Annotated in this window: 18 protein-coding genes; 14 read left to right on the top strand and 4 right to left on the bottom strand. The window is 51.1% G+C overall.

Features of this window, described 5'->3' with window-relative positions:
* Positions 1-21 precede the first annotated feature (21 nt).
* Both J5A66_RS00790 and topA read right to left on the bottom strand, forming a co-directional pair.
* Complete coding sequence (locus tag J5A66_RS00790) at positions 22-552, bottom strand: shikimate kinase (RefSeq protein ID WP_211790603.1); 531 nt, start codon at positions 550-552, stop codon at positions 22-24.
* Complete coding sequence (gene topA / locus J5A66_RS00785; RefSeq protein ID WP_211790602.1) at positions 553-2868, bottom strand: type I DNA topoisomerase; 2316 nt, start codon at positions 2866-2868, stop codon at positions 553-555.
* A 228-nt stretch (positions 2869-3096) separates the two neighbouring features.
* Here topA and J5A66_RS00780 point away from each other — a divergent pair, with 228 nt between their 5' ends.
* Positions 3097-4764 (top strand): putative transporter, encoded by a 1668-nt coding sequence (locus J5A66_RS00780; protein WP_211790601.1) that lies wholly within the window; start codon positions 3097-3099, stop codon positions 4762-4764.
* Between the two features lie 23 nt (positions 4765-4787).
* Here the strand turns inward: J5A66_RS00780 and J5A66_RS00775 are convergent, their stop codons facing one another.
* A complete protein-coding gene (locus tag J5A66_RS00775) occupies positions 4788-6398 on the bottom strand; it encodes a pseudouridine synthase (protein WP_211790600.1) in 1611 nt (536 codons plus the stop codon).
* Between the two features lie 684 nt (positions 6399-7082).
* On the opposite strand from J5A66_RS00775, the gene rimP reads away from it, so the two are divergent.
* The 9 genes from rimP (at position 7083) to J5A66_RS00730 (ending at position 18740) form a co-directional block, all read left to right on the top strand.
* The gene (rimP, locus tag J5A66_RS00770; RefSeq protein ID WP_211790599.1) at positions 7083-7547 is read left to right on the top strand and encodes a ribosome assembly cofactor RimP; all 465 of its coding nucleotides are present in this window, start codon (positions 7083-7085) and stop codon (positions 7545-7547) included.
* Positions 7548-7705: 158 nt separating this feature from the next.
* Positions 7706-8968, top strand: coding sequence for a transcription termination factor NusA (gene nusA, locus J5A66_RS00765; protein ID WP_211790598.1), 1263 nt, complete (start codon positions 7706-7708; stop codon positions 8966-8968).
* Positions 8969-9037: 69 nt separating this feature from the next.
* The gene (gene infB / locus J5A66_RS00760) at positions 9038-11956 is read left to right on the top strand and encodes a translation initiation factor IF-2 (RefSeq protein WP_211790597.1); all 2919 of its coding nucleotides are present in this window, start codon (positions 9038-9040) and stop codon (positions 11954-11956) included.
* A gap of 148 nt (positions 11957-12104) precedes the next feature.
* Positions 12105-13556 (top strand): Fe-S cluster assembly protein SufB, encoded by a 1452-nt coding sequence (sufB, locus tag J5A66_RS00755; RefSeq protein ID WP_211790596.1) that lies wholly within the window; start codon positions 12105-12107, stop codon positions 13554-13556.
* 251 nt (positions 13557-13807) lie between these two features.
* Positions 13808-14563 carry a Fe-S cluster assembly ATPase SufC gene (sufC, locus tag J5A66_RS00750; RefSeq protein WP_211790595.1) on the top strand — a complete coding sequence of 252 codons (756 nt, stop codon included), beginning with the start codon at positions 13808-13810 and terminating at the stop codon, positions 14561-14563.
* 11 nt (positions 14564-14574) lie between these two features.
* Positions 14575-15939 (top strand): Fe-S cluster assembly protein SufD, encoded by a 1365-nt coding sequence (gene sufD, locus J5A66_RS00745; protein WP_211790594.1) that lies wholly within the window; start codon positions 14575-14577, stop codon positions 15937-15939.
* A complete protein-coding gene (locus J5A66_RS00740) occupies positions 15932-17146 on the top strand; it encodes an aminotransferase class V-fold PLP-dependent enzyme (RefSeq protein ID WP_211790593.1) in 1215 nt (404 codons plus the stop codon). The genes sufD and J5A66_RS00740 overlap by 8 nt, the downstream gene beginning before the upstream one ends.
* Positions 17147-17154: 8 nt before the next feature.
* A complete protein-coding gene (locus tag J5A66_RS00735; RefSeq protein ID WP_211790592.1) occupies positions 17155-17736 on the top strand; it encodes a ribonuclease HII in 582 nt (193 codons plus the stop codon).
* A 107-nt stretch (positions 17737-17843) separates the two neighbouring features.
* Complete coding sequence (locus J5A66_RS00730) at positions 17844-18740, top strand: YafY family protein (RefSeq protein WP_211790591.1); 897 nt, start codon at positions 17844-17846, stop codon at positions 18738-18740.
* 349 nt (positions 18741-19089) lie between these two features.
* Here the strand turns inward: J5A66_RS00730 and upp are convergent, their stop codons facing one another.
* Positions 19090-19749, bottom strand: a complete 660-nt coding sequence (gene upp, locus J5A66_RS00725; protein WP_211790590.1) for a uracil phosphoribosyltransferase — start codon at positions 19747-19749, stop codon at positions 19090-19092.
* 249 nt (positions 19750-19998) lie between these two features.
* On the opposite strand from upp, the gene pckA reads away from it, so the two are divergent.
* The 4 genes from pckA to cdaA all read left to right on the top strand — a co-directional run bounded on the left by pckA (position 19999) and on the right by cdaA (position 24647).
* Positions 19999-21612 (top strand): phosphoenolpyruvate carboxykinase (ATP), encoded by a 1614-nt coding sequence (pckA, locus tag J5A66_RS00720; RefSeq protein ID WP_211790589.1) that lies wholly within the window; start codon positions 19999-20001, stop codon positions 21610-21612.
* 205 nt (positions 21613-21817) lie between these two features.
* Positions 21818-22960: a redoxin domain-containing protein gene (locus tag J5A66_RS00715; protein WP_211790588.1), complete on the top strand. Its 1143-nt coding sequence runs from the start codon at positions 21818-21820 to the stop codon at positions 22958-22960.
* 2 nt (positions 22961-22962) lie between these two features.
* Positions 22963-23865 carry a dihydropteroate synthase gene (gene folP / locus J5A66_RS00710; RefSeq protein ID WP_211790587.1) on the top strand — a complete coding sequence of 301 codons (903 nt, stop codon included), beginning with the start codon at positions 22963-22965 and terminating at the stop codon, positions 23863-23865.
* An 8-nt stretch (positions 23866-23873) separates the two neighbouring features.
* Positions 23874-24647 carry a diadenylate cyclase CdaA gene (cdaA, locus tag J5A66_RS00705; protein WP_211790586.1) on the top strand — a complete coding sequence of 258 codons (774 nt, stop codon included), beginning with the start codon at positions 23874-23876 and terminating at the stop codon, positions 24645-24647.
* Positions 24648-25150 lie beyond the last annotated feature (503 nt).

The following is a 25150-nucleotide window of genomic DNA, read 5'->3' as shown; positions in this document are numbered from 1 at the left end:
TGTTGCCCAGCTACAACGGGCTTATACGCCGAGCAGTTGGCGGGCTTTGGCTACTGAAATCTTGATTTTCTCGTAGTTATCCATCAAACTGACGTCGAGTAAATATTGGGCTTTGAGATAGAAAGGCTCACGATTCAACAACTGTTCTTTGATAAAGGAGAGCATTTCTTCTTGCGTTTTGTCGAGCAGAAGCGGCCTTACGATTCTGCCCATCTTGAGATGATTGTACAAAACTTCGGGTTCTGCTTTCAGATAAAGCGTCTTGCCTTGAGCGTTGAGATAGTCCATATTGTCGAAAAAGCAAGGGGTCCCGCCACCACAACTGATGAGTACGTCTTCAAACTCGGCCACTTCGTGTAGCATATTGTGCTCGATGGTTCGAAACCCCTCTTCTCCTCGCTCTCGAAAGAGCTGAGCTACGGTTCGATGCATTCGGCTTTCGATATACCAATCCAGGTCGTAGAAACGCATTTTCAGTTCGGAAGCCAGGGCTTTTCCCACCGTTGTCTTGCCCGAACCCATGTAACCTACGAGGATAATCCGCTCAGCCATCTACTTTTTGCTCTTTGCCGGGGCTGCATTCACTATTTCCATGCACTGCTCATAGGTGAGTTCGGAAGCCTTGTCGTGCAGGTTTTTGGGGAGGCGAAAGTTCTTTCCGTCGTACACAAGATAAGGTCCGTAACGTCCATTGAGCACTTCCAGCTTGCCATCTTCGGCAAATGTCTTGAGATGTTTTTGCTTTTCCTGTATTCGTTTCAGTTCGATCAGTGCAACAGAGGTCTCCAATGTCACTGTCATAGGATCTTCTGTCTTGGGCAAAGAGGTGTATTTTTTATTGTGAAGGATGTAAGGCCCGAAGCGTCCGGCACCGATTACGACTGGCTTTCCTTCGAATTCGCCCACCGTGCGCGGCAGTTTGAACAGTTCTAAGGCCTCTTCTAAGGTGATAGTCTCGATGCTCATGCCGGTGGGAATCTGCGAAAAGCGAGGCTTATCGTTATCGTCTGCCGTGCCAATCTGCACCACCGGACCGAAGCGACCTATCTTTACGAAGACGGGTTTGTTTGTTTTCGGGTCGACGCCGAGCTGTCTTTCGCCGGCCTTATGCTCCGAACGGGCATTCATCACGTCTTCTACCGTAGGCTCGAACGAGGTATAAAACTCTTTCATCATCTGTGTCCACTGCTCTTTTCCCTCGGCAATGCGGTCAAACTCTTCCTCTACATGAGCTGTGAAATGATAGTCCATGATGGTAGGAAAGTTATCCATCAGAAAGTCGTTCACTACCATTCCGATGTCGGTAGGTAGCAGTTTGCCTTTCTCGCTACCCACCATTTCACGTCGGTTTTTGGCAGTTATCTTGATGCCTTTGAGCGTATCGACGGTGTAAAGTCGTTCTTCGCCCTTGCGATCACCCTTCTGTACGTATTCTCTTTGTTGGATTGTGCTGATGGTCGGAGCGTAGGTGGAGGGGCGTCCGATGCCCAATTCTTCGAGCTTATGCACCAAACTGGCTTCCGTATAACGAGCCGGGCCTTGACTGAATCGTTCTGTCGAGGTGACTTCACGCCGTTCGAGCGTGTCTCCTTGCTGCATAACAGGCAGCGTAGGCGAGGGTGTTGAGCTGCTGTTTTCTTCGTCGGTAGACTCGCGATACACCTTTAGAAAACCATCGAAGACCACCACTTCGCCCGTTGCCACAAATTTTTCGTCGGCTCCGGTCATATCAATGGTCACCGTGGTTTTCTCTATTTGCGCGTCAGCCATTTGTGAAGCGACCGTTCGTTTCCAAATCAATTCATAGAGACGTTTCTCCTGTTGCGTGCCATCAATTTGCTGTTGGTTCATGTAAGTGGGCCGAATCGCCTCATGAGCTTCCTGCGCTCCTTTGGCATTCGTATGATAGTTACGCGGCCTACTGTAAGCTTCCCCCCACAGTTGTGTTACCTCTTCTTTCGCGGCATTGATGCAAAGGCCCGACAGATTGACGCTATCGGTACGCATATAGGTGATTCGTCCGCTCTCATAGAGCCGTTGTGCCACCATCATTGTTTGCGAAACGGTGAACCCCAGCTTGCGAGCTGCCTCCTGTTGCAACGTCGATGTGGTGAAAGGAGGTGCGGGAGTGCGTTTCAGTGGCTTCTTAGCGATGGTCGAAACGGTGAACTTTCCGTTCTTGCATTTTTCGAGAAAGGCCAGTGCTTCATCGTGTGTTTTGAAGCGAGTATCCAGCTCTGCGTCTACTTCTGTAGCCGAACCGTCGGGCCCTATCGCTGCAAAGATGGCGTTGATGCGGTAATATGGCTCGGTGTGAAAGGCATGAATCTCGCGCTCTCGCTCAACGATGAGCCGCACGGCAACGCTTTGTACGCGACCGGCAGACAAGGCCGGCTTCACCTTTCTCCACAAAACGGGCGAGAGTTTAAAGCCCACCAGTCGGTCGAGCACTCGCCGAGCCTGCTGCGCATTCACCAGATTCATGTCAAGATGTCGAGGTGTTTCGATAGCTTTTAGGATGGCCGGCTTCGTGATTTCATGAAAAACGATGCGGCGGGTTTTAGCCTCATCCAGTCCGAGAACCTCGCAAAGGTGCCACGAAATAGCTTCTCCCTCGCGGTCTTCATCGGATGCGAGCCACACATTACCCGTTTCTTTGGCCGCCTTTTTCAGTTCGCTCACCAGTTTTTTCTTCTCATCGGGAATCTCATAATCGGGCTGAAGCGTATCAATATCGATGCTCAGTTCTTTCTTTTTCAGGTCGCGGATGTGGCCATAGCTGGACATCACCTTGAAATCTTTACCCAAAAACTTCTCTATTGTCTTTGCCTTTGCGGGGCTCTCTACGATCACTAAATTTTCTTGCATACGCCTATCGTACTTTTATTTGCGGCGCAAAAATAAGTAAATCTTTCGCTTATACATTATTATATAGGGCTATTTTTTGGTTTTTTAGCAAGTCGATCCTTCAGCAAACGGGAGAATAGCCTTCCTGACGGCCCTCTCTTTCGTCTCTTATCACTTAGAAGAGAGAGAAAAACGGCTTTCCTCTCTTTTCTTCGTACCTTTGTGCCGATTATCAAATGGCAAAAAGAAATGGAATGGATAAACGCCCTTTTCACCGTTCACTCGGCTTTTCAGACGGTGGTAGTGTTATCGTTGATATGTTTTGTGGGATTGATATTGGGAAAGATTCACGTCAGAGGCATCTCTCTTGGCGTGGCTTTTGTTTTTTTTATCGGTATCATTGCCGGGCACTGGGGACTGGATATCGACCCTAAGGTGTTGGATTATGCCGAAACTTTCGGATTGGTTCTCTTCGTCTACACCCTGGGATTGCACGTAGGGCCCAACTTCTTCGGGTCGTTTCGACAAGAGGGCATCTCGCTCAATCTATGGGCTTTAGCCGTGATTCTTGTGGGAACATTGCTGGCTCTTTTGCTTTCGCAGCTCACCGACACGCCGATACAAGCGATGGTAGGCATTCTTTGCGGGGCAGTTACCAACACCCCGGCACTGGGAGCAGCGCAACAAGCCTTGGAAAACTTCGGTCTTTCCACCCGAAGTGCGGCCTTAGGCTGTGCCGTAGCCTACCCTTTAGGCGTGGTGGGAGTGATCTTTGCGATGATTCTTCTGAGAAAATTCTTTGTCAAACCGGCCGACCTCGTGCCCCGTTCGCCCGGAGATGAAGACCATACTTTCGTGGCACAATACGAGGTAGTGAACCAAGCGATAGGCGGAAAGACCATTGCCGAGATTTCGCAGATGGCCCATATCCGGTTCATCATCTCAAGAATATGGCGCGGGAGCCAGGTGATTGTACCGCTTTCATCCACCCAATTGCAGGTGGGAGACAACGTTCTGGTGGTGACAACCGATGATGAGGTGGCCGGGATGGAGCTGCTTTTGGGCCGAAAGGTGGACACCGACTGGAACAAAGCTCACATCGACTGGAACCATATCGACTCGAAGGTAGAGTCGAAAGTGGTCGTGATCACCCGCCCAATGCTCAACGGCAAGAAGCTTGGCAGTCTACAACTGCGCAACACCTATGGCGTGAACGTGAGTAGGGTGACGCGTGGCGACACAAAACTGTTGGGCACCAACGACCTCCGCCTGCAATACGGCGACCGGATGACGGTGGTCGGCAAGCACGAAGCTCTGGAAAATGTAGAACAGTATTTGGGAAACGCTGTTCGCACACTGAACGAACCCAATCTCGGTGCGCTCTTCCTGGGCATGCTTCTCGGACTGGCCATCGGCACCATTCCCATCCAACTGCCGGGCATGTCTGCCCCAGTGCGTATGGGTTTGGCCGGTGGGCCCATCGTGATGGGGATTCTTGTGGGGTCGATTGGTCCGCGTTTCCGACTCATTTCCTATACCACCCGCAGTGCCTCGCTGATGTTGCGGCAGTTGGGATTATCCCTTTACCTGGCTTGTTTGGGCTTAGATGCCGGCAAAGACTTCTTTGAAACGGTAATTCGTCCCGAGGGTTTGCTTTGGGTGGCACTGGGTTTCGTCCTCACCATCGTGCCCGTTCTCCTCGTGGGTTATGTGGCATTGCGCACCAAACGGCTCGATTTCGGTTCGATCTGTGGCATTCTTTGCGGCGCGATGGCCAACCCTATGGCCCTCACTTACGCCAACGAGACCCTCGAGGGCGACTCTTCTTCCGTGACTTATGCCACGGTCTACCCGCTGGGCATGTTCCTTCGCGTCATCATCGTACAGATGATGGTGATGCTGTTTTGTGCCGGATGAAGGGAGAACGCTTCCTTCATCCTTTAAAAATCTGCTTCTATTCTAAAAGAAATACCTTCCGACGGTATCTCGATGGCTTCGGCATGAAGATACAGTCGGTCTGCTTTTCGCCCGTAAAGCGCATCGCCGAGGATGGGCATGTTCAAGCCCTCGGCATGCGCACAATGAACGCGCAACTGATGGGTGCGCCCGGTTTGCGGGTAGAGGGCCACAAGGCTATGCCCCGACACCTGCCCTAACACTTCGTAATCCGTCACAGCCGACTTCCCCTTTTCTCGGTCGACGCGCTGCCGAGGACGGTCTAAATAGTCGGGAGAGAGCGGAAGCGAGATGCGTCCACCTTGTTTTTCTGCCGGCAGAAGGCCCTCCAGCAATGCCACATACCTCTTTTTCACCGCACGATTTTTAAAGGCCGACTGCAAGTTCTTATGCTTTTCCTTGGTTTTGGCTATGAGCATCAACCCCGAAGTGTCCATATCCAATCGGTGAACAACGAGCGGCGAGGCCGCATCGGGATAGCGGGCGCGCATCAGACTGTAGACCGACGCCGCGCCACTCTTGCCCGGAACGCTCAGCATCCCGGCGGGTTTGCATACCACGGTCAGGTTCTTGTCCTCGTAAACCACCTTCAGTTGGCCGCCGACGTGACCCTCCGGCGTGGCCGGATCTACCTCGATGCCCTGCAACATAAAGCGAAGCGTAGGCCCGCATTTGCCCTGACAGGCAGGATAGAAACAACCTTCGCGTCGCACTTCGCCCATGACCGTCTGTCCCATCCAGAACTCTGCCATGCACACCGGCCGGAGATGGTGCGCGAAAGCATACTGCAACAGTTTCGGCGCGCAGCATTCGCCCGTTCCGGCAGGTGGCAGTTGGCCCGTCTCACGGGCAAAAATATCGAGCAGCGAACACCTTTCGCCCCGTCCGTTTCGCATCTCGAAGCGAGCGAACAACCACCGTTGCAGCTCGTCCGATTGTCTTTTTCGTTCCTCTTTCAGCCTTGCCAACGCCCTGTCGAAGCGTTCAACGCCTTGCAAAAGAACGTCTCGCTCAGCCCGAAATCGCTTCTTCATGCGGTGCAGCTCGGCCTTCATCCACTGGCTTTCAGCCTGCATCGCCTCCTGTTGCAGGGCGTCTGCCCCCGCCTTTCGCAAGGCATCGCGCCGTGCTTTCGCCCTTTTCATCTCCTCTTTGTAAGCCTCTATCTGGCACACAGCCCGTTTTTCCTGTTCGTCGAGCCTATTTTTCAGTTGTTGTCGTTCCTCGTCGGTCTCCAATCGCTCCACTTCAGCGTTGAGAAGAGAAATTTTCTGCTCGTGTGTTTTGAAGTATCCACCAGGCAGAAGATAGTCAAACACGGCCGGAACAAAACCTTCCCAGTTGCTCCGGCCAAGAATCTGCCCCGAGTAGGCCGCGAGATAGCCCAACGACGACCCCTGCCCGGACAACCGTTCCACCACCAACACCCCGAACATCTTTCCCTGTTTTACCTCTGCCTGCCACTCTTTGCGCGCCGACACAGCAGCCTTCACCTCCTCGGTCGCCAGCAAACAAAGCGGGTGAGGCTCGTAGAAGAAAGGATTGTTCAGCCTCGAAGGCTTCGGAATATCAGTGTTGAGGGGATGAAAAATCATTATCATAGAAAATGAATACAGACCGTTGCGACCACAAAGTTAAGAAGTTTTTCCCTTACTCCTTCTCTCTTTTCCACTTCCTCCTCCCCTCTTTACACCTTCCTCGTTCTTCCCTTACTACCGATCACCTCTCTCTTTACTCCTGACTCCTTCTCTAATTACTCCTTATTACTTTCCTCCTTACTACTTACTACTTCTCTCCTTACTCCTTATTCTCTTAGCTTTTGACGTGCATTCTCTTAGCTTTCGTCATGCGTTTTCTTAGCTTTTGCATCTCGTTTTCTTAGCTTTTGAAATCCGCTTTATAACTTCATGAAAATCAAACACTTACCGATACCTAAGATTCTTCTCAAATTCTTTTGCGCAAACAGCCCCCATGAGGTTGTTAGTGAGCACGAATCCACCTATTATTTCTCCTTATACAAGTAGAACGCATCCACATAGACGGTTGTTGATCATCCTGAGCTGGCGTACTCCCTACTTCTTCTCTCCTTCCTACTCCCCTCCTTACGACCTCCTACTCCCCCTCCTTCGCCCAACAGAAACTGAGTTTTCGAGAAATGAGAAAAGAAGAAAAAAGTCCAAATATTTTGTGAATATACAGAAATGTTCGTACCTTTGCAGCGTTCAGTGGAATGAGGAACTCCGGCGAGAGTTCCTCATTTTCATTATAATTCATTATATATGATAGATAAAAACGTCGTTAAAGGAATCGTAGAAGAATGGCTCGCCAACAAGGAATACTTCCTTGTAGACGTCGAAGTGGGCGCAGATGCACGCATCGTCGTCGAGATAGACCATGCCGATGGCGTATGGATTGAAGACTGCGTAGAGCTGAGTCGTTATATCGAAGAACGTCTCAACAGAGACGAAGAAGACTATGAACTCGAGGTAGGTTCAGCCGGTTTGGGACAGCCTTTTAAGGTTCCGCAACAGTATGTCAACTTCATCGGGAAAGAAATAGAGGTTCTCGACAAAGGAGGAAAGAAACATCGGGGACTGCTGAAGGCCGTCGATGGCGACCAATTCACCGTGGCCATCCCCGAAAAAGTGAAGATCGAAGGCAAGAAACGCCCCGTGATACAGGAGGTAGAGCACACTTTCGGGATGAACGACGTGAAGTATGCCAAATACTTAATTCAGTTTTAATCCCTCGCCCAACGGCCATAGGCTCGACCTACAGGGCCGGGCTAACAACAATCAGACACAAAAATGAAGAACCGAAAAGCCGACAAGAGATGGAGAAGAACCTTCATCGGTTCGCTCCGCCAGGCCTCCCGGTTCGCTAAACAATAAGACAAAACGCTATGGTAGCAAGAAAAAAGGATGAGAATATCTTGAGCATGGTCGACACGTTCAAAGAGTTCAAAGACACGAAAAACATCGACCGCACGACGTTGGTGAGCGTATTGGAGGAGAGTTTCCGCAATGTGCTGGCCAAAATCTTCGGTAGTGACGAAAATTTCGATGTGATTGTCAACCCGGATAAGGGCGACTTCGAAATCTATCGCAATCGTGTGGTGGTGGCAGACGGCGAAGTGGAAGACGAAAACAAACAAATCTCGCTGTCGGATGCCCGGAAGATAGAACCCGATTACGAAGTAGACGAAGACGTTTCCGAACGGGTAGACTTCGCCAAGTTCGGTCGTCGCGCCATCCTCACCCTGCGTCAGACGCTGGCCTCTAAAGTACTGGAGCTGGAACACGACTCCTTATATAATAAGTATAAAGACCGCGTGGGCCAAGTCATCTCCGGCGAGGTGTATCAGGTGTGGAAACGCGAAGCGTTGATCATCGACGACGAGAACAACGAGCTCATTCTGCCCAAGACAGAACAGATTCCTGCCGATCAATATCGCAAAGGCGAAACCGTGCGCGCTGTCATCCTGCGTGTGGATAATGAGAACAATAACCCGAAAATCATTCTCAGCCGCACCAGTCCCATGTTCCTCGAAAGACTCTTAGAGGCAGAAGTGCCCGAGATCAACGACGGTCTGATTTCCATTAAGAAGATAGCACGCATGCCGGGAGAACGTGCCAAGATTGCTGTAGAGAGCTATGACGACCGAATCGACCCCGTAGGAGCCTGCGTTGGTGTTCGGGGTAGCCGTGTACACGGCATCGTTCGCGAACTGTGCAACGAAAATATCGATGTCATCAACTATACGGCCAATATCAAACTCTTTATCCAACGCGCACTGAGTCCGGCCAAAGTGAGCAGCATCAACATCGACGAGGAAACCAAAAAAGCAGAGGTATTCCTCCATCCTGAGGAAGTTTCACTGGCCATCGGTCGGGGCGGACTCAACATTAAGTTGGCTTCCATGCTGACAGAATATACCATCGATGTGTTCAGAGAAGTGGGCGAGGACGAAGCCGACGAAGATATCTACCTCGATGAGTTCTCCGATGAAATCGACCAATGGGTGATCGACGCCATCAAGAGCATCGGGCTCGATACGGCAAAGGCTGTGATCAACGCTCCGCGAGAGATGCTCGTAGAGAAGGCCGACTTGGAAGAAGAAACCGTTGACAACCTTCTGAGAGTTCTGAAGGCTGAGTTCGAATAGAAAATAGCTTACCCTACAGCCCGCAAAAAAGAAGCCGTCAACCCATCAATTCAAAAACAATCACACAGAATGAGCATCAGATTAAATAAAGCCATACGCGAGTTGAACATCGGACTCCAAACGGCAGTGGAGTTCCTTGAGAAGAAGAGCGAACTGGGAGAAGTCAAAGCAGAACCCAGCTTCAAACTGAGCGACGAACAATATGCTGCCTTGGCAAAAGCCTTTCAGCAGGATAAGGAAGTGCGCACACAAGCCGAAAAGCTCTTCCAAAAGAAACCCAAGGAGAAAAAACGTACCCCAGAAACGACCGATCACAGGGCCGAGAGCGTGCTGAACGAAAATAAACAGCAATACAAACCTTTGGGAAAAATCGACTTGGACAGCCTCAACGGTAAACCGTCGGCGAAGAAGTCTGATGCAAAGGAAGTTCTCAAGAAAGAAGAAACAACGCCTGCTGCCGTGAGCGTTACCCCTTCTGAAACGGCAAAAACAACGTCTCCCGTTGCCGAAACGACTCCTTCTCAAGAACAGGAAACGAAAAAGCAGGCCGAAGAAGTAAAGACTGAACCGGTAAAAGCGGAGCAAACGGTTGCAAAGACAGAAGAAACTGTCGTAGAAAAGCTTGAAACGGTAGAGTCAAAAATCCCCGAAGAGTCTGTCAAGACAGAGACTCCTGCGACAGAAGAGCCTCCAACAGCGACTGCAGAACCAACGAAAGAATCGGCACCGACAACTTCCGGTCCTGAAATCTTCACCCTGAAGAGCGAGCAAAAGGCAGCTCCGAAGGTGAATGTGCTGGGCAAGATAGATCTCTCTGCTCTCAATCAGAATACACGTCCTAAGAAAAAGACGAAAGAAGAAAAACGAAAGGAACGCGAAGACAAGAACCAACAGGGCGGCGAACGCAAGAAACGGGCGCGTATCAATAAGGAACGGGTAGACATTAACGCTGCGGCCAATCAGCCAAGTGCCAACAACAACCGTAACAAAAACAACAATGCCGGCGGAGGAAACAATGCCAATGGCGGCCGTAATGCGTCGAAGAAAAACAAAAAAAACAACCGAAACCAGCGGCCTCTCGAAGTAAACGAGGAAGATGTGGCACGTCAGGTAAAGGAAACGCTGGCCCGTCTCACCAGCAAAAACCAAAATAAGAAAGGCGCCAAGTATCGTAAGGAGAAACGAGATGCCGCTTTGGAGCGTCTCAACGAAGAGCGCGCAGAGGAGAGAGCAGAGAGCAAGACGCTCAAACTCACGGAGTTCGTTACCGTAAGCGAGCTTGCCACGATGATGAACGTATCGGTTAACCAAGTGATTGGCACGTTGATGAGTGTTGGTATCATGGTTTCCATCAACCAACGCTTAGATGCTGAGACCATTAACCTCGTTGCCGAGGAGTTTGGATTTAAGACCGAGTATGTGAGTGCAGAGGTTTCGGAAGCCGTTACAGAAGAAGCAGACGACGAAGCCGACCTCATTCCTCGCTCACCTATCGTTACTGTGATGGGACATGTTGACCATGGAAAGACCTCTTTGCTCGATTATATCCGCAATACCAACGTCATTGCCGGAGAGGCGGGCGGCATTACGCAGCACATCGGAGCCTATAACGTGCAGTTGGAAGACGGCCGAAAGATCACATTTCTCGATACACCGGGTCACGAAGCCTTTACAGCCATGCGTGCCCGAGGAGCTCAGGTGACCGATATTGCCATCATTATTATTGCAGCAGATGACAGTGTGATGCCCACAACCAAAGAGGCCATCGCTCATGCCCAAGCGGCCAACGTGCCAATGGTGTTTGCTATCAACAAGATTGATAAGCCCGGAGCGAACCCCGACAAGATACGGGAAGACCTTTCGCAAATGAATCTACTCGTAGAAGAGTGGGGTGGCAAGTACCAATGCCAGGAAATCAGTGCCAAGAAGGGACTGGGCGTGAACGAACTGTTGGAGAAAGTGTTGCTCGAAGCCGAGATGTTGGATCTCAAAGCCAATCCCAACCGCCGGGCAACGGGAAGTATCATCGAGAGTTCGCTTGACAAAGGGCGCGGATATGTCTCTACACTACTGGTGAGCAACGGCACCTTGCATGTCGGCGACAATGTGATTGCCGGCACAAGTTGGGGTCGTATCAAAGCGATGTTCAACGAACGTAACCAACGCATTGAAGCAGCACGACCTGCAGAGCCTGCTATCATCTTGGGATTGAATGGTGCGCCCACTGCCGGAGACACCTTCCACGTGCTCGAAACCGAACAAGAGGCGCGCGATATTGCCAACAAACGTCTGCAATTGCAGCGTGAACAGGGCCTGAGAACCCAGAAACGACTCACGCTCAGCGACATTTCGCACCGCATTGCGTTGGGTTCGTTCAAGGAACTCAACATTATCGTCAAGGGAGATACCGACGGTTCTATCGAAGCCCTTAGCGATTCGTTCCTCAAACTCTCTACCGAGAAGATCAAGGTCAACGTCATTCACAAGGCGGTGGGTCAGATTTCGGAGAACGATGTCACGCTGGCCGATGCTTCGGATGCCCTGATTGTGGGCTTCCAGGTTCGTCCGTCGGCAGCAGCTCGTAAGTTAGCCGACCAGGAAGGCGTGGAAATCAACACCTATTCGGTGATCTACGATGCCATCGACGACGTACATTTGGCTATGGAAGGCATGCTCGACAAGGTGAAGAAAGAGGTTGTTACCGGACAGGTTGAAGTGCGCGAAGTCTTCAAAATCTCGAAAATCGGAACCGTGGCAGGTGCAATTGTCACCGAAGGAAAGGTGCACCGGACAGACAAAGCCCGGCTTGTTCGCGACGGAATTGTGGTTCACACCGGCGACATCAACGCCCTGAAGCGATACAAAGACGACGTGAAAGAAGTGCCCACGGGTTTCGAATGCGGTATCAGCTTAGTCAACTTCAACGACATTCAGATAGGCGACATCATCGAGACCTTCACCGTTATCGAGGTGGAACAGAAGCTGTAGACCGGCATCTGTCGAGTTCGCGAGTGGCAGAACATTCAATTCTCAGTAACATTTGTTACCGCCTTGTTGCGGGGTATGATGTTTGCTGTACAGAGATATAGGGACATCCGGAGGGGTGTCCCTATCATTGCTAAATACAAACACGTGTATGGAAGAAGTAAAAAACGAAAAAAACGCGTATGTGCGGAGTGTGGCCGAGCAGAAATATGAGTTCGGTTTCACCACCGATGTACATACCGATATTATAGAAAAGGGTTTGAATGAAGAGGTGGTGCGTCTGATTTCGAGTAAGAAAAACGAGCCGCAGTGGCTGTTAGACTTCCGTTTACAGGCTTTCAATTACTGGAAAACGCTCACGCAACCCTCCTGGGCGCATGTCGATCTGCCGGCCATCGACTATCAAGACATCTCTTATTATGCCGACCCGATGGCCAAAAAGCCCGCCAACAAAGAGCTCGACCCCGAATTAGAGAAAACTTTCGACAAGTTAGGTATCCCTCTTGAAGAGCGTTTGGTTCTGGGTGGCGTGGCTGTAGATGCCATTATGGACTCCGTCTCCGTCAAAACCACCTTTAAAGAAAAGCTTGCCGAGAAAGGCGTTATCTTCTCATCGATAGGCGAAGCCGTGCAAGAGCATCCCGACTTGGTGAGAGAATATCTGGGCAGCGTGGTGCCTTATCGCGACAATTTCTTTGCGGCACTCAACAGTGCTGTCTTCTCCGACGGTTCGTTCGTCTACATTCCGAAGGGCGTGCGTTGTCCGATGGAGTTGAGTTCCTACTTCCGCATCAACGCAAGAAACACCGGACAGTTTGAAAGAACCCTCATCATAGCTGAAGACGAAGCCTATGTGAGCTACCTGGAAGGTTGCACCGCGCCCATGAGAGACGAGAATCAGCTGCACGCCGCTATCGTAGAAATCATCGTGAAGGACCATGCCGAGGTGAAATATTCCACCGTTCAGAACTGGTATCCGGGCGATGAGACGGGCAAGGGCGGCGTTTTCAACCTCGTCACCAAGCGTGGCGACCTGCGCGGAGTCCATTCCAAGCTCTCGTGGACCCAGGTTGAGACCGGCAGTGCCATCACCTGGAAATACCCTTCCTGCATTCTTCGCGGCGATTACTCGCAAGCAGAGTTCTATTCCGTGGCCGTAACCAACAACTACCAGCAAGCCGACACCGGCACGAAGATGATACACATGGGCAAGAACACCAAGAGCACCATCATCTCTAAGGGCATCAGTGCGGGGCACAGTCAGAACTCCTACCGCGGCTTAGTGCGTGCAACAGCCAACGCCGACAACGCTCGCAACTACAGTTCTTGCGACAGTTTGCTACTGGGCGACAAGTGTGGAGCGCACACTTTCCCCTATATGGACATCCATAACGACACAGCCATCATCGAACACGAGGCCACAACGAGCAAAATCAGCGAGGCACAGCTCTTCTATTGCAACCAACGCGGCATCCCCACAGAACAAGCCGTGGGCCTGATTGTGAACGGATATGCCAAGGAAGTGCTCAACAAGCTGCCCATGGAGTTTGCCGTCGAGGCGCAGAAGCTGCTCAGCGTCTCGCTCGAAGGCACCGTGGGATAGAGAATAAGAACCCACCTCAACCTCCATTTTCAAAACAGAACCCACCCACCGGCAGGTCCACTGCCCCTCACCCTTTCTGCCTATGTTGGACAAAAGCTAAGCTTTCAGCCCTCAAAAGCTAAGAAAACGACGGGCAAAAGCTAAGAAAATAAAGATCAAAAGCTAAGCTTTGGCAACCTGCTTTGCAACCTGCTGGGAGTCAGGATGTTAGAAGAGGACACGGAGATATTGATTTTTTAATACAGATAGATATGTTAGAAGTAAGAAATTTGCACGCCAACATCGGCGAAAAAGAAATATTAAAAGGCATCGACCTCACCGTGAAGGATGGTGAGACGCATGCCATCATGGGCCCCAACGGCTCGGGAAAGAGCACGCTTTCGGCCGTTCTCGTAGGCAATCCGCTCTTCGAGGTCACCGCAGGAACAGCCGTTTTCAATGGCAAAAACCTGCTTGAGATGGCTCCCGAAGACAGAGCCAACGAGGGCATCTTCCTCTCTTTTCAATATCCGGTGGAGATTCCCGGCGTGTCGATGACCAACTTTATGCGCGCCGCCATCAACGAAAAACGCAAGTATCAGGGACTGGAACCGATGTCGGCGGCCGACTTTATCAAACTGATGAAGGAGAAACGGCAAATCGTCGAACTCGATGCCAAACTCTCGCAACGCTCCGTCAACGAGGGATTCAGCGGCGGAGAGAAGAAGCGAAACGAAATTTTCCAGATGGCGATGCTCGAACCGCAGCTCTCCATTCTCGACGAAACCGACTCGGGACTCGATGTAGACGCCCTGCGCATTGTGGCCGAGGGCGTGAACAAACTCAAACGTCCCGACAAGAGTACGATTGTGATTACGCACTACGATCGCCTGCTCGACATCCTCCAACCCGACGTCATCCACGTGCTTTACAAAGGGCGGATTGTGAAAACAGCCGGGCCCGAACTGGCAAAAGAGATCGAGGCGCGGGGATACGACTGGATTAAAGAAGAGATTGGCGAGAAATAAGCAGAGAAGACATGAGCAGTGAAAAGCAATATATAGACCTTTACGAGCGCAACAGAGAGGCTATCTTCAGTCATTCTACAGAGGTGATGAATGCCGTTCGCGACCGCTCGCTCGAGGATTTCCGCCACTTGGGATTCCCTTCCCGTAAGTGCGAGAGATACAAATACACGGACATCGACAAGCTTTTTCAGCCCGATTACGGACTGAACATCAATCGCCTACCCATCCCGATGAATGCCAACGAGGTATTCTGTTGCGACGTTCCCAACCTCAGCACCGCCAACTACATCATGGTGAACGATGCTTTCGACACGCGACATCTGCCCAAACACAAACTCCCCGAGGGCGTTTGGGTGGGCTCTTTGCACAAGGCAGCAAGTGAAAAGCCCGAGCTCGTCGGTCGATATTACGCCCGTATCGCCGCCACAGACGGCGATGCCGTGACCGCTTTCAACACGATGCTGGCACAAGATGGGCTCTTCGTCTATGTGCCCAAAGGTGTGAAGGTGGACAAGACCATACAGGTGATCAACCTTCTGCGGGCCGATGTCGACCTGATGGTGAACCGTCGCGTGCTCATCGTGGTCGAACCGCAGGCTGAAGTGCAGTTTCTCTTCTGCGATCACACCTTAGACGACCGTCACTTCCTGACCACACAAGTCATTGAAGCCTATGTAGGAGACAACGCTCGCTTGGATCTCTACTGCATGGAAGAGACCCACGAAAAGAATGTTCGCCTGAGCAACGTCTACATCGAGCAAGAGGCCGGCAGCAGGGTCAACCATAATGTCATCACATTGCACAACGGCATCACCCGCAACAACACGTTCCAGGTGTTCCGCGGAGAAGGTGCCGAGTGTCGTTTGTCGGGTTGTGTCATCGCCGATAAGAAGCAGCACGTGGACAATCACACCGTCATCGACCACGCTGTGCCCAACTGTCAGAGCCATGAACTCTATAAATACGTGCTCGACGATGAGGCTGTGGGTGCATTCGCTGGGCTTGTGCTCGTCAGAAAGGATGCGCAGCACACCGATTCGCAGATGCGCAACCAGAATATTTGTGCCACCAAGCAGGCCCGTATGTATACACAGCCGATGCTGGAAATCTATGCCGACGATGTGAAATGTGCCCACGGGTCTACCGTAGGACAACTCAACGATGCTGCTTTGTTCTATATGCGACAGCGAGGCATCAGCCAAAAGGAAGCCAAGCTGCTGCTTGAGTTTGCCTTTATCAACGAAGTGATCGACCAAATGAACCTGGCTCCGCTGCGAGACAGGCTCCATCATCTCGTGGAAAAACGCTTTCGGGGCGAGTTCGACAAGTGTGAGGGCTGCAAACATCAACTCAACCAACACCCATCCGATGTATAACCTCTCTTTCATACGGGCCGATTTCCCCATTCTCTCTCGCCAAGTGTACGGCCGACCCTTGGTCTATCTCGATAATGGAGCCACTACGCAGAAGCCGCTTTGCGTTCTCGACGCGATGAGAGACGAGTATCTCAACGTCAATGCCAATGTGCACCGCGGCGTGCACTATCTTTCTCAACAGGCAACCGACCTACATGAGGCCGCCAGAGAGACCGTTCGGGCTTTCATCAACGCCCGTTCCACAAACGAAATCGTCTTTACCCGCGGCACCACCGAGGGCATCAACCTCATTGCATCCTCGTTTTGCGAGGCCTTGATGCAGCCCGGCGACGAGGTGATCGTCTCGGAAATGGAACACCATAGCAACATTGTGCCGTGGCAGTTGCAAGCCGCACGCCGCGGAATCGCCCTGAAAGTGATTCCCATCAACGACCGCGGAGAATTGCTTCTCGAAGAGATGGATGCACTGTTTACCCCTCGCACCCGACTGATCAGCATCGCTCACGTGAGCAATGTCTTGGGAACGGTGAACCCGATTGCCGAGATCGTTCGTCGGGCACACAGTCATGGCGTGCCGGTGCTGGTAGATGGGGCGCAGAGTGCTCCGCATTTCCAGGTGGATATGCAGGCGTTAGACTGCGATTTCTTCACCTTCAGCGGCCACAAAACCTACGGACCGACGGGCGTTGGCGTGCTTTATGGCAAGGAAGAGTGGCTCGATCGCTTGCCACCTTACCAAGGTGGGGGCGAGATGATTGAGACGGTGGCCTTCGAGAAAACCACGTTTGCCGCCTTGCCTTTCAAATTCGAGGCCGGAACCCCCGACTATATCGCCACCCATGGCTTGGCAAAGGCTCTCGATTATCTCACCCGTTTGGGGATGAACAACATCGAAAGGCACGAGCAGGAACTCACCAACTATTGCACCCAACAGCTGAAAGCCATCGACGGAATGAGACTCTTCGGCGAGGCCGAGCACAAAGATGCCGTAGTGAGTTTTCTGCTTCGCGACATCCATCACCTGGATATGGGCACGCTGTTAGACCGTCTTGGCATCGCCGTTCGCACGGGACACCATTGCGCTCAACCGCTGATGACGCGCCTGAAAGTCTCAGGAACCGTGCGTGCCTCTTTCGGATTGTATAATACCCGCGAAGAGGTGGACGCTCTCGTAGAGGGCATACGCCGCGTAGAAACCATGTTTTAGAGAGACGCATGCTTCAAAATCATTTTTACGACAACCTCATAGAAGCCGGCTGCGACGAAGCCGGCAGAGGCTGTTTGGCCGGCGATGTATATGCCGCGGCTGTGATTCTGCCTGCCGACTACAGTCATCCTTTGCTCAACGACTCGAAGAAACTCTCCGCCAAACAGCGGTATCTACTTCGCCAAGAGATCGAACGCGACGCCGTGGCATGGGCTGTTGGGGTGGCCACGGCCGAGGAAATCGACCAAATCAACATTCTCAACGCCAGCATCCTGGCCATGCATCGCGCCTTAGACGCACTGCATGTGCGCCCCGAAGCGGTGATTGTAGACGGCAATCGCTTTCAACCCTATCACGATTTGCCCTATACAACGGTGGTGAAAGGCGACGGAAAGTTTCTCTCTATCGCAGCGGCCAGCATCCTGGCCAAGACCTATCGCGACGACTACATCGACCGACTGGCTGAGGAATATCCCGTTTACGACTGGAAAACCAATAAGGGCTATCCCACCAAAAAGCACCGCGAGGCCATCGAGAAGCATGGCATCTGCCCCTTTCATCGCAAAACATTTCAGCTTCTTCGCAAGTAACGGCCCCATCGCCACGGTCTTTCTCCTTGGTAAAAGGCCTGCAAGGGGCCGTTGGCCAACTGCTGCAGCCCCCTCGGCAGCTGTCTGCCCACAGATCAAAAGAACGTATGAAACATCAACTACTCCTACTCCTGACCGAGAACAAAGACTACTCTACGAGCGAGCTGGCCGAGCGATTGGGCGTGAGTCGACGCCAAATCTACAACGATTTCGAGAACTTGAAACGACTGGGTTTTCAACTTATGAAAACCGGAACGAAGTATCGGCTCGACCGCAAATCTCCTTTCTTTAAACGACTGCACGAAAACATCGCCCTCACCGAGCCGGAAGCCGCCTACGTCTACCGACTGCTCGACAGTGTGCCTCACCCCGATTACCTCACCCGCAACATCCAGTCGAAGCTCGAACGCTTCTTCAGCCTCGACACGAAGACCCACGTTGGGCAACGCAAACAGGCCGAGCGCAATGCTGCCCTCTTGCAAGAGGCCATCGAGAGGCATAAGGTGGTGGTGCTGAAAGCCTATTCTTCGCCCAGCAGTCACACCGTGTCCGACCGTTTGGTGGAGCCCTTTCTCTTTCTCAACGGTAGTTGGGACGTGCGCTGTTACGAGTTGAAGACCCACACCAACAAAACTTTTAAAACCACAAGAGCCGCCTCCGTAGAGATATGCGACGCCGATTGGACGCACGAACAGCACCACAAAGCCGTCTATACCGACATCTTTATGTTCATCGGAGAAGAGCGTTTCCCGGTGAAGATGCACCTGGGACAACTCGCACGCAACCTGATGATAGAGGAGTTTCCCCTTTCCGAGCCTTTTATTACGCCCACAGAGAGGCCCGATGTCTGGCTTCTCGAGATGGAGGTAGCCAGTTTTGTGGGCATCGGTCGCTTTGTTTTGGGGCTCTACGATGACATCTGCGTGTTGGGTAGTCCCGACTTCAAAGCTTATTTGGAAAGGAAAGTGGCCCGAATGCAGGATGTCGCGAAGTCGATCAACTAAGGCTGTTTTTCAAAAGCTAAGAAAACGACGTGCAAAAGCTAAGAAAACGCATGGCGAAAGCTAAGAAAATGGAAGGTAAAAGCTTAGCTTTTGAGGAGGAAGGAGGGGAGTAGTAAGGAGTAAGAGAAGAACGAGGAAGATGTAAAGAGGAAAAGAGTAAGAAGTAAGGAGAGAAGTGAGGAGGGGTTGACAGTGAGGGAAAGAGAGGAAAATGCACTTTCCGGACAGCGGGAAAAGAAAGAAAAGGAGGATGAGAAACAGACAGTCGAGTCGACCATTAGCAGGCGTGTGACAGTCTGTTTCCCACCCTCGGAAAAGAGAAAGAGGCGTTAGGGGGTGTCGGAACCGGTTATAGCTTCTCGCCGTAACAGAGGTCTCCGGCATCGCCGAACCCCGGAACGATATATTGATGCTCGTTGAGTCCCGGGTCGATAGCGGCGCACCAAATGGTGGTTCGGTCGTGAGGGAAAGTCTTTTGGATATGTTCGATACCCTCGGGCGAGGCAATCACGCAGGCCACATGCACCTGTTTGGGTGTTCCTTTGGTGAGAAGAGCCTTGTAACCCAACTCCATCGAGCCGCCCGTTGCCAACATCGGGTCGGCGATAATGAGGTTTTTTCCTTCAAGATTCGGGGTTGCCAAATACTCCACATGGATGCCCACCTTGGTGTGTTGCTCGTCGATGTACTCTCGATAAGCAGAAACGAAAGCGTTGCCGGCATGATCGAAGATGTTGAGAAAACCGTTGTGGAAAGGCAATCCGGCACGGAATATCGTTGCAAGCACGATTTTATCGGTAGGAACAGCCACCTCTGCCGTACCCAAGGGAGTGGAAATAGACTTCGAAGCATAGTCGAGCGTCTTGCTGATCTCGTATGCTTCCATCTCGCCAATGCGTAGAATGTTGTTGCGAAAAAGGAGTCTGTTCTTCTGATATTCCACGTCGCGAATCTCGGCCAGATACTGATTGATAATCGAATTTTGCTCGCTGAAATTGATGATCTTCATTGTTGAGGTAGGGAATAAATAGGTTGTTTTGAGTGCAAAAGTAGATATTTCCGGCCTTATTTTTGCAAAGTGTAAATTGCAAAAGCCGCAGCGAGGTTTGTTTTTCATATTCTTTAACCTAAAAAGAGAAGCCGAAAGCCTTTTTTCTTGATGCAAACTTGTGTGTTTTTTGCGATTTTGCTAACTTTGCGCGGCATACAGAAGTGTGCTTATGCAATGGATAAAGTTTCACACTTAAATACATTTATAATGGCAAAGTTTGATAAGTCCATACTCGAAAAGTATGGTATTACAGGGACAACAGAAGTGGTTTACAACCCCTCTTACGAGGTGCTGTTCGAAGAAGAGACCAAATCCGGTCTCGAAGGTTTTGAAAAAGGTCAGCTCACAGAGCTGGGTGCCGTGAACGTAATGACGGGTATCTATACCGGACGTTCGCCTAAAGACAAATTTATCGTTGACGATGAGAACTCGCACGACACCGTTTGGTGGACATCCGACGAATATAAGAACGACAACCACCGGGCTAGCAAAGAGGCTTGGCTGGCTGTTAACAAACTGGCTAAGGCCGAACTCTCTAACAAACGCTTGTTTGTGGTAGACGGTTTCTGCGGTGCCAACAAAGACACCCGCATGAAAATCCGCTTCATTGTGGAAGTGGCTTGGCAGGCACATTTCGTAACCAACATGTTCATTAAGCCCATTAACCAGGAAGAACTCGACCAAGAGCCCGACTTCATTGTCTACAATGCGTCGAAAGCTAAGGTGGAAAACTACAAGGAATTGGGCCTGAACTCTGAGACTGCCGTGGTGTTCAACGTAACAACCAAAGAGCAGGTGATTCTCAATACCTGGTATGGCGGCGAGATGAAGAAGGGTATGTTCTCCATGATGAACTACTATCTGCCCCTCAAGGGTATCGCTTCGATGCACTGTTCGGCCAATACCGACCTCGAAGGAAAGAACACTGCGATCTTCTTCGGCCTCTCGGGCACGGGTAAGACAACCCTCTCTACCGACCCGAAACGTCTGTTGATCGGCGACGACGAGCATGGATGGGACGACAATGGCGTGTTCAATTTCGAAGGCGGATGCTATGCAAAGGTGATCAATCTCGACAAAGAGAGCGAGCCCGACATCTATGGTGCCATCACACGCGACGCTCTTCTGGAGAACGTTACTGTAGATGCCAATGGCAAAATCGACTTCACCGACGGTAGCACCACCGAGAACACACGTGTTTCTTACCCCATCAACCACATCAAGAACATCGTGAAACCCATCTCGGCAGGTCCCGCTGCAAAACAGGTCATCTTCCTGAGTGCAGACGCATTCGGCGTTCTTCCTCCCGTATCGATCCTTACTCCCGAGCAAACCAAATACTACTTCCTCTCCGGTTTCACTGCTAAGTTGGCCGGAACAGAGCGTGGTATCACCGAACCTACACCCACTTTCTCGGCTTGTTTCGGACAAGCTTTCCTCGAACTTCACCCCACTAAGTATGCAGAAGAACTGGTGAAGAAGATGGAAAAGAACGGAGCGAAGGCTTATCTCGTGAATACCGGCTGGAATGGAACGGGCAAACGTATCTCCATCAAGGATACACGCGGTATCATCGACGGCATTCTGAGTGGTGCAATCAACCAGGCTCCCACCAAAACCTTGCCGATCTTCAACTTTGAGATACCTACTGTGCTCGAAGGCGTTGCTACCAACATCCTCGATCCTCGCGATACGTATGCAGATGCTGCTCAGTGGGACGAGAAAGCCAAAGACTTGGCTGCCCGCTTCATCAAGAACTTCAAGAAATATGAAGGCAATGAAGCAGGTAAGGCACTGGTTGCTGCCGGTCCGAAGTTGTAATCCCAACGGATAACTCCTATCATAAGCCCCATTCTTTTGCGGAATGGGGCTTTTTGTTTGTTCCTCCAAGGAAACACGATCACTCAAGCAACAGAGACAGACTTTCCATTAAATTAACACAATAAAACGGAGAAAATGCAGCGGAAACAGTTTTCTTGATGTATTTTTGTAGAATCATCCATAACAAATACCCTATCCAAAAACGATGAAAAAAACATTTCTTACACTCTTGACAACCGTTGCTCTCTTGGGAACGGGCGAAGTAAAAGCAGCCAACGGTGTGCTGCAAGTAAAAGGAACGCTCAAGAATTTTGGCGATTCGGCCCTCGTCTTTATTCACACTCCGGGAGAGGCGGGAACCCGAAAAGACACCGTTCTGCTGAAAGACGGTAAGTTCAGCTTCAGCCTTAAAATAAATAAGGTATCGGATGTAGAGTTTGTTTCGCCCGATGTCGTTCGTGGAGCGAAAGGCAAATACCTCACTTTCATCGCCGTTCCCAACGAAACGATGGAGTTGAATGGCGATGCCAACGAGTCGTTTACTATCACAGGGTCGAAATTCTACAAAGAGTTTCGCGAAATAGACCTGGCCGTAGAGAGTGCACAGAAAGAACTGGACGATTTTATTCGCTCACTCAACACCCGCATGGAAAAGGGCGAAAGCCAGGAGGTTTTGATGAAAGAGTATGAAGAAAAAAGCCCCATTCTGAAAGCAAAGGTAACGAATGCCAGTATCGACTTTATCAAGAAACATCCCGGCTACGAAGCCAACGTCTACACAATTGCCCAACTGCACGACCTGGAAGAGATGGAAGCAGCCGTAAAACTGCTCGCTCCGGCAGTGAGAGAAGGGCGAATGAAACCCTATTATGAGGTACGACTCAATCAGCTTCGCGAGAAAAAAGAGTCGGAAGAACGGGCGGCCAAGATGCAAGCAGCAGGTGTAGAGGCTCCCAACTTTACGCTCAACGACCTGAATGGACAGCCGCTGAGCTTGTCGAGTCTACGTGGCAAATACGTGGTTCTCGACTTTTGGGGCTCATGGTGCGGCTGGTGCATCAAGGGTTTCCCGAAGATGAAAGAGTATTATGCCAAATACAAGGGCAAGTTTGAGATTCTTGGCATCGACTGCAACGACCCTCTTGAAAAGTGGAAAGAGGCCGTTAAGAAGCACGAACTGCCTTGGCTACACGTCTACAACACAAAAGAAAGCAAAGTTCTGAGCGAATATGCCATTCAAGGTTTCCCCACCAAGATTGTAATAGGTCCCGATGGAAAAATCGTAAAGACGGTGGTGGGCGAAGATCCAGCCTTCTACACCTTGTTGGATGAGCTCTTCGGCAAGTAAGAATGAACGTGTTTCCCACATTATCTTTTAGAGGAAAATTGGCAGATGCTGCCGATTTTCCTCTTGTCATGGGGATTCTCAACGCCACGCCCGACTCGTTTTACATCGGTAGCAGGGTGCAGACAGAAGCCGAAGTGGCACGTCGGGCGAACCAAATCGTGGAAGAAGGCGGGCGAATCATCGACATAGGAGCCTTCTCTACGCGGCCTGGTGGCGTGCAAGTGTCCCAGGAAGAGGAGATGGAACGGTTGCGGCTGGCCTTGAAAACAGTGCGGCGCGAACAGCCGGAGACACTTGTCTCGGTGGACACCTTTCGTCCGGAAGTGGCCCGAATGAGCGTAGAAGAATTTGGAGCAGACCTCATCAACGATGTATCCGAAGGCGGAATCACAGGCATTGCCAATGTTCCGCTGGAAGAGGAGACAGGCGATTACCCGACGATGTTTCGCATGGTGGCCCGTTTAGGTGTGCCTTACATCCTCATGTCGGTACAACCCACACTGCGAAAAATGCTCATCGGTTTTGCCAAAGAAGTGCAACAGCTACACGAACTCGGTGTGAAAGACATCATCATCGACCCCGGTTACGGATTCGGAAAGACCTTAGAGCAGAACTATCAGCTCCTGTCCGAGGCTGAAAAGCTCACCGTCCTGGGGCTACCCATTCTGGTAGGCGTATCGCGTAAGTCGATGATTTACAAACAAACGGGCGGAGATGCCACGACGGCCCTTAACGGAACAACCGTTGTCCACACGATTTCTCTGATGAAAGGAGCCTCGATTCTGCGTGTACACGACGTAAAAGAAGCGGTAGAGACGGTCGAGTTGGTGGGCAAGATGAGGGCAGAAGGAGAAAAGAAGAGAGAAGAAATGCATTGCGAATCAAAGGATAAGGATAACAGATAAAAGAACATATGTTTTTCGATTTCGGTATAAAAGACATCATCGACATCGTGCTTGTGGCACTGATGCTCTACTATCTCTATCGCCTGATGAAAGAGTCTCGCTCGCTGAACATCTTCATCGGCATCATGTTCTTTGTGTTGATATGGCTCTTAGTGAGTCAGGTTTTCGAGATGCGGCTGCTTGGTGGCATTCTCGACAAGCTGGTAAGCGTAGGTGTTGTGACGCTGATCATCCTCTTTCAGGAAGAGATTCGCAAGTTTCTTTACACCCTTGGAGCTCACCAAAGGATGCGGGGCATCATGCGATTTTTCTATACGGGCGACAACAAAGCCAAGGAAGACAAAGAGACTATCATCCCAATTGTGATGGCCTGCATGGCGATGGCGCGCGGAAAGGTGGGTGCCCTCATCGTCATCGAACGCGGAGCACCGCTCGATGACATTGTAGACACGGGCGACTTGATTGATGCCAAAATCAATCAGCGGCTCATCGAGAACATCTTTTTTAAAAATTCCCCCCTACATGATGGAGCGATGGTCATCTCGAAGAAGCGCATCAAGGCAGCGGGGTGCATCCTTCCCGTGTCGCACAATCAAGACATTCCCCGTTCGTTGGGGCTCCGTCACCGTGCAGCCATGGGCATTTCGCAGAGCAGCGACGCTGTGGCGGTGATTGTTTCGGAAGAGACGGGTAATATTTCGGTTTCCATCGGCGGAAAATTTCGTCTGCGCCTCTCGGCCGAAGAATTAGAGAGTATTCTCACGGAAGAGGCATTCAGTTAGAAACACTTTCCTTCTAACTTGATTCGATACGCCCGTTCGGGATCATCAACAAGCCCGTAAACGTTCCAACATCTCCCGAATTCGCTGATCATAGAAAGCAGTTCGAGAGAAGCGTTGCAGGCCTTTCTTTTGCAACGCGTGCAGTGATGGAACACCCCGGACGACCACTTTACCCACTAATAGGTATTGCCCGAGAGGGCCTTTTTCTTTACCTTTGCCACCGTATTCAAGATAACAAGATCAGTGCAAGTTCGAAATCATCAACAGCGTGATCGTCGGCTGTTGGCGTAAAGTGATATGCCGGTGCGGCAAAAGCTAAGAAAACGCAAGTCAAAAGCTAAGAGATGGCAGGCCAAAAGCTAAGAAAATGCAAGTCAAAAGCTAAGAGAATGGAATAGGCTTTGCCGGATGGCCTCCCACAGAGCATCGAGAAAGGCCCGCCGACTTGTGGCAGAACGGATGATGCGGAGCCAAATGGAGACGACTCCCGAACGAGCACCAAA

It is taken from the genome of Prevotella sp. oral taxon 475 (assembly GCF_018127805.1).
Classification (GTDB): domain Bacteria; phylum Bacteroidota; class Bacteroidia; order Bacteroidales; family Bacteroidaceae; genus Prevotella.
The sequence above is the reverse complement of the archived record's forward strand: the minus strand, read 5'-3'. Positions and strand labels throughout refer to the sequence as shown.

Excerpts from the sequence above, each read along its gene's own strand:
- J5A66_RS00790 (WP_211790603.1), bottom strand. The coding sequence starts at position 552 with ATGGCTGAGCGGATTATCCTCGTAGGTTACATGGGTTCGGGCAAGACA.
- topA (WP_211790602.1), bottom strand. The coding sequence starts at position 2,868 with ATGCAAGAAAATTTAGTGATCGTAGAGAGCCCCGCAAAGGCAAAGACA.
- J5A66_RS00780 (WP_211790601.1), top strand. The coding sequence starts at position 3,097 with ATGGAATGGATAAACGCCCTTTTCACCGTTCACTCGGCTTTTCAGACG.
- J5A66_RS00775 (WP_211790600.1), bottom strand. The coding sequence starts at position 6,398 with ATGATTTTTCATCCCCTCAACACTGATATTCCGAAGCCTTCGAGGCTG.
- rimP (WP_211790599.1), top strand. The coding sequence starts at position 7,083 with ATGATAGATAAAAACGTCGTTAAAGGAATCGTAGAAGAATGGCTCGCC.
- nusA (WP_211790598.1), top strand. The coding sequence starts at position 7,706 with ATGGTAGCAAGAAAAAAGGATGAGAATATCTTGAGCATGGTCGACACG.
- infB (WP_211790597.1), top strand. The coding sequence starts at position 9,038 with ATGAGCATCAGATTAAATAAAGCCATACGCGAGTTGAACATCGGACTC.
- sufB (WP_211790596.1), top strand. The coding sequence starts at position 12,105 with ATGGAAGAAGTAAAAAACGAAAAAAACGCGTATGTGCGGAGTGTGGCC.
- sufC (WP_211790595.1), top strand. The coding sequence starts at position 13,808 with ATGTTAGAAGTAAGAAATTTGCACGCCAACATCGGCGAAAAAGAAATA.
- sufD (WP_211790594.1), top strand. The coding sequence starts at position 14,575 with ATGAGCAGTGAAAAGCAATATATAGACCTTTACGAGCGCAACAGAGAG.
- J5A66_RS00740 (WP_211790593.1), top strand. The coding sequence starts at position 15,932 with ATGTATAACCTCTCTTTCATACGGGCCGATTTCCCCATTCTCTCTCGC.
- J5A66_RS00735 (WP_211790592.1), top strand. The coding sequence starts at position 17,155 with ATGCTTCAAAATCATTTTTACGACAACCTCATAGAAGCCGGCTGCGAC.
- J5A66_RS00730 (WP_211790591.1), top strand. The coding sequence starts at position 17,844 with ATGAAACATCAACTACTCCTACTCCTGACCGAGAACAAAGACTACTCT.
- upp (WP_211790590.1), bottom strand. The coding sequence starts at position 19,749 with ATGAAGATCATCAATTTCAGCGAGCAAAATTCGATTATCAATCAGTAT.
- pckA (WP_211790589.1), top strand. The coding sequence starts at position 19,999 with ATGGCAAAGTTTGATAAGTCCATACTCGAAAAGTATGGTATTACAGGG.
- J5A66_RS00715 (WP_211790588.1), top strand. The coding sequence starts at position 21,818 with ATGAAAAAAACATTTCTTACACTCTTGACAACCGTTGCTCTCTTGGGA.
- folP (WP_211790587.1), top strand. The coding sequence starts at position 22,963 with ATGAACGTGTTTCCCACATTATCTTTTAGAGGAAAATTGGCAGATGCT.
- cdaA (WP_211790586.1), top strand. The coding sequence starts at position 23,874 with ATGTTTTTCGATTTCGGTATAAAAGACATCATCGACATCGTGCTTGTG.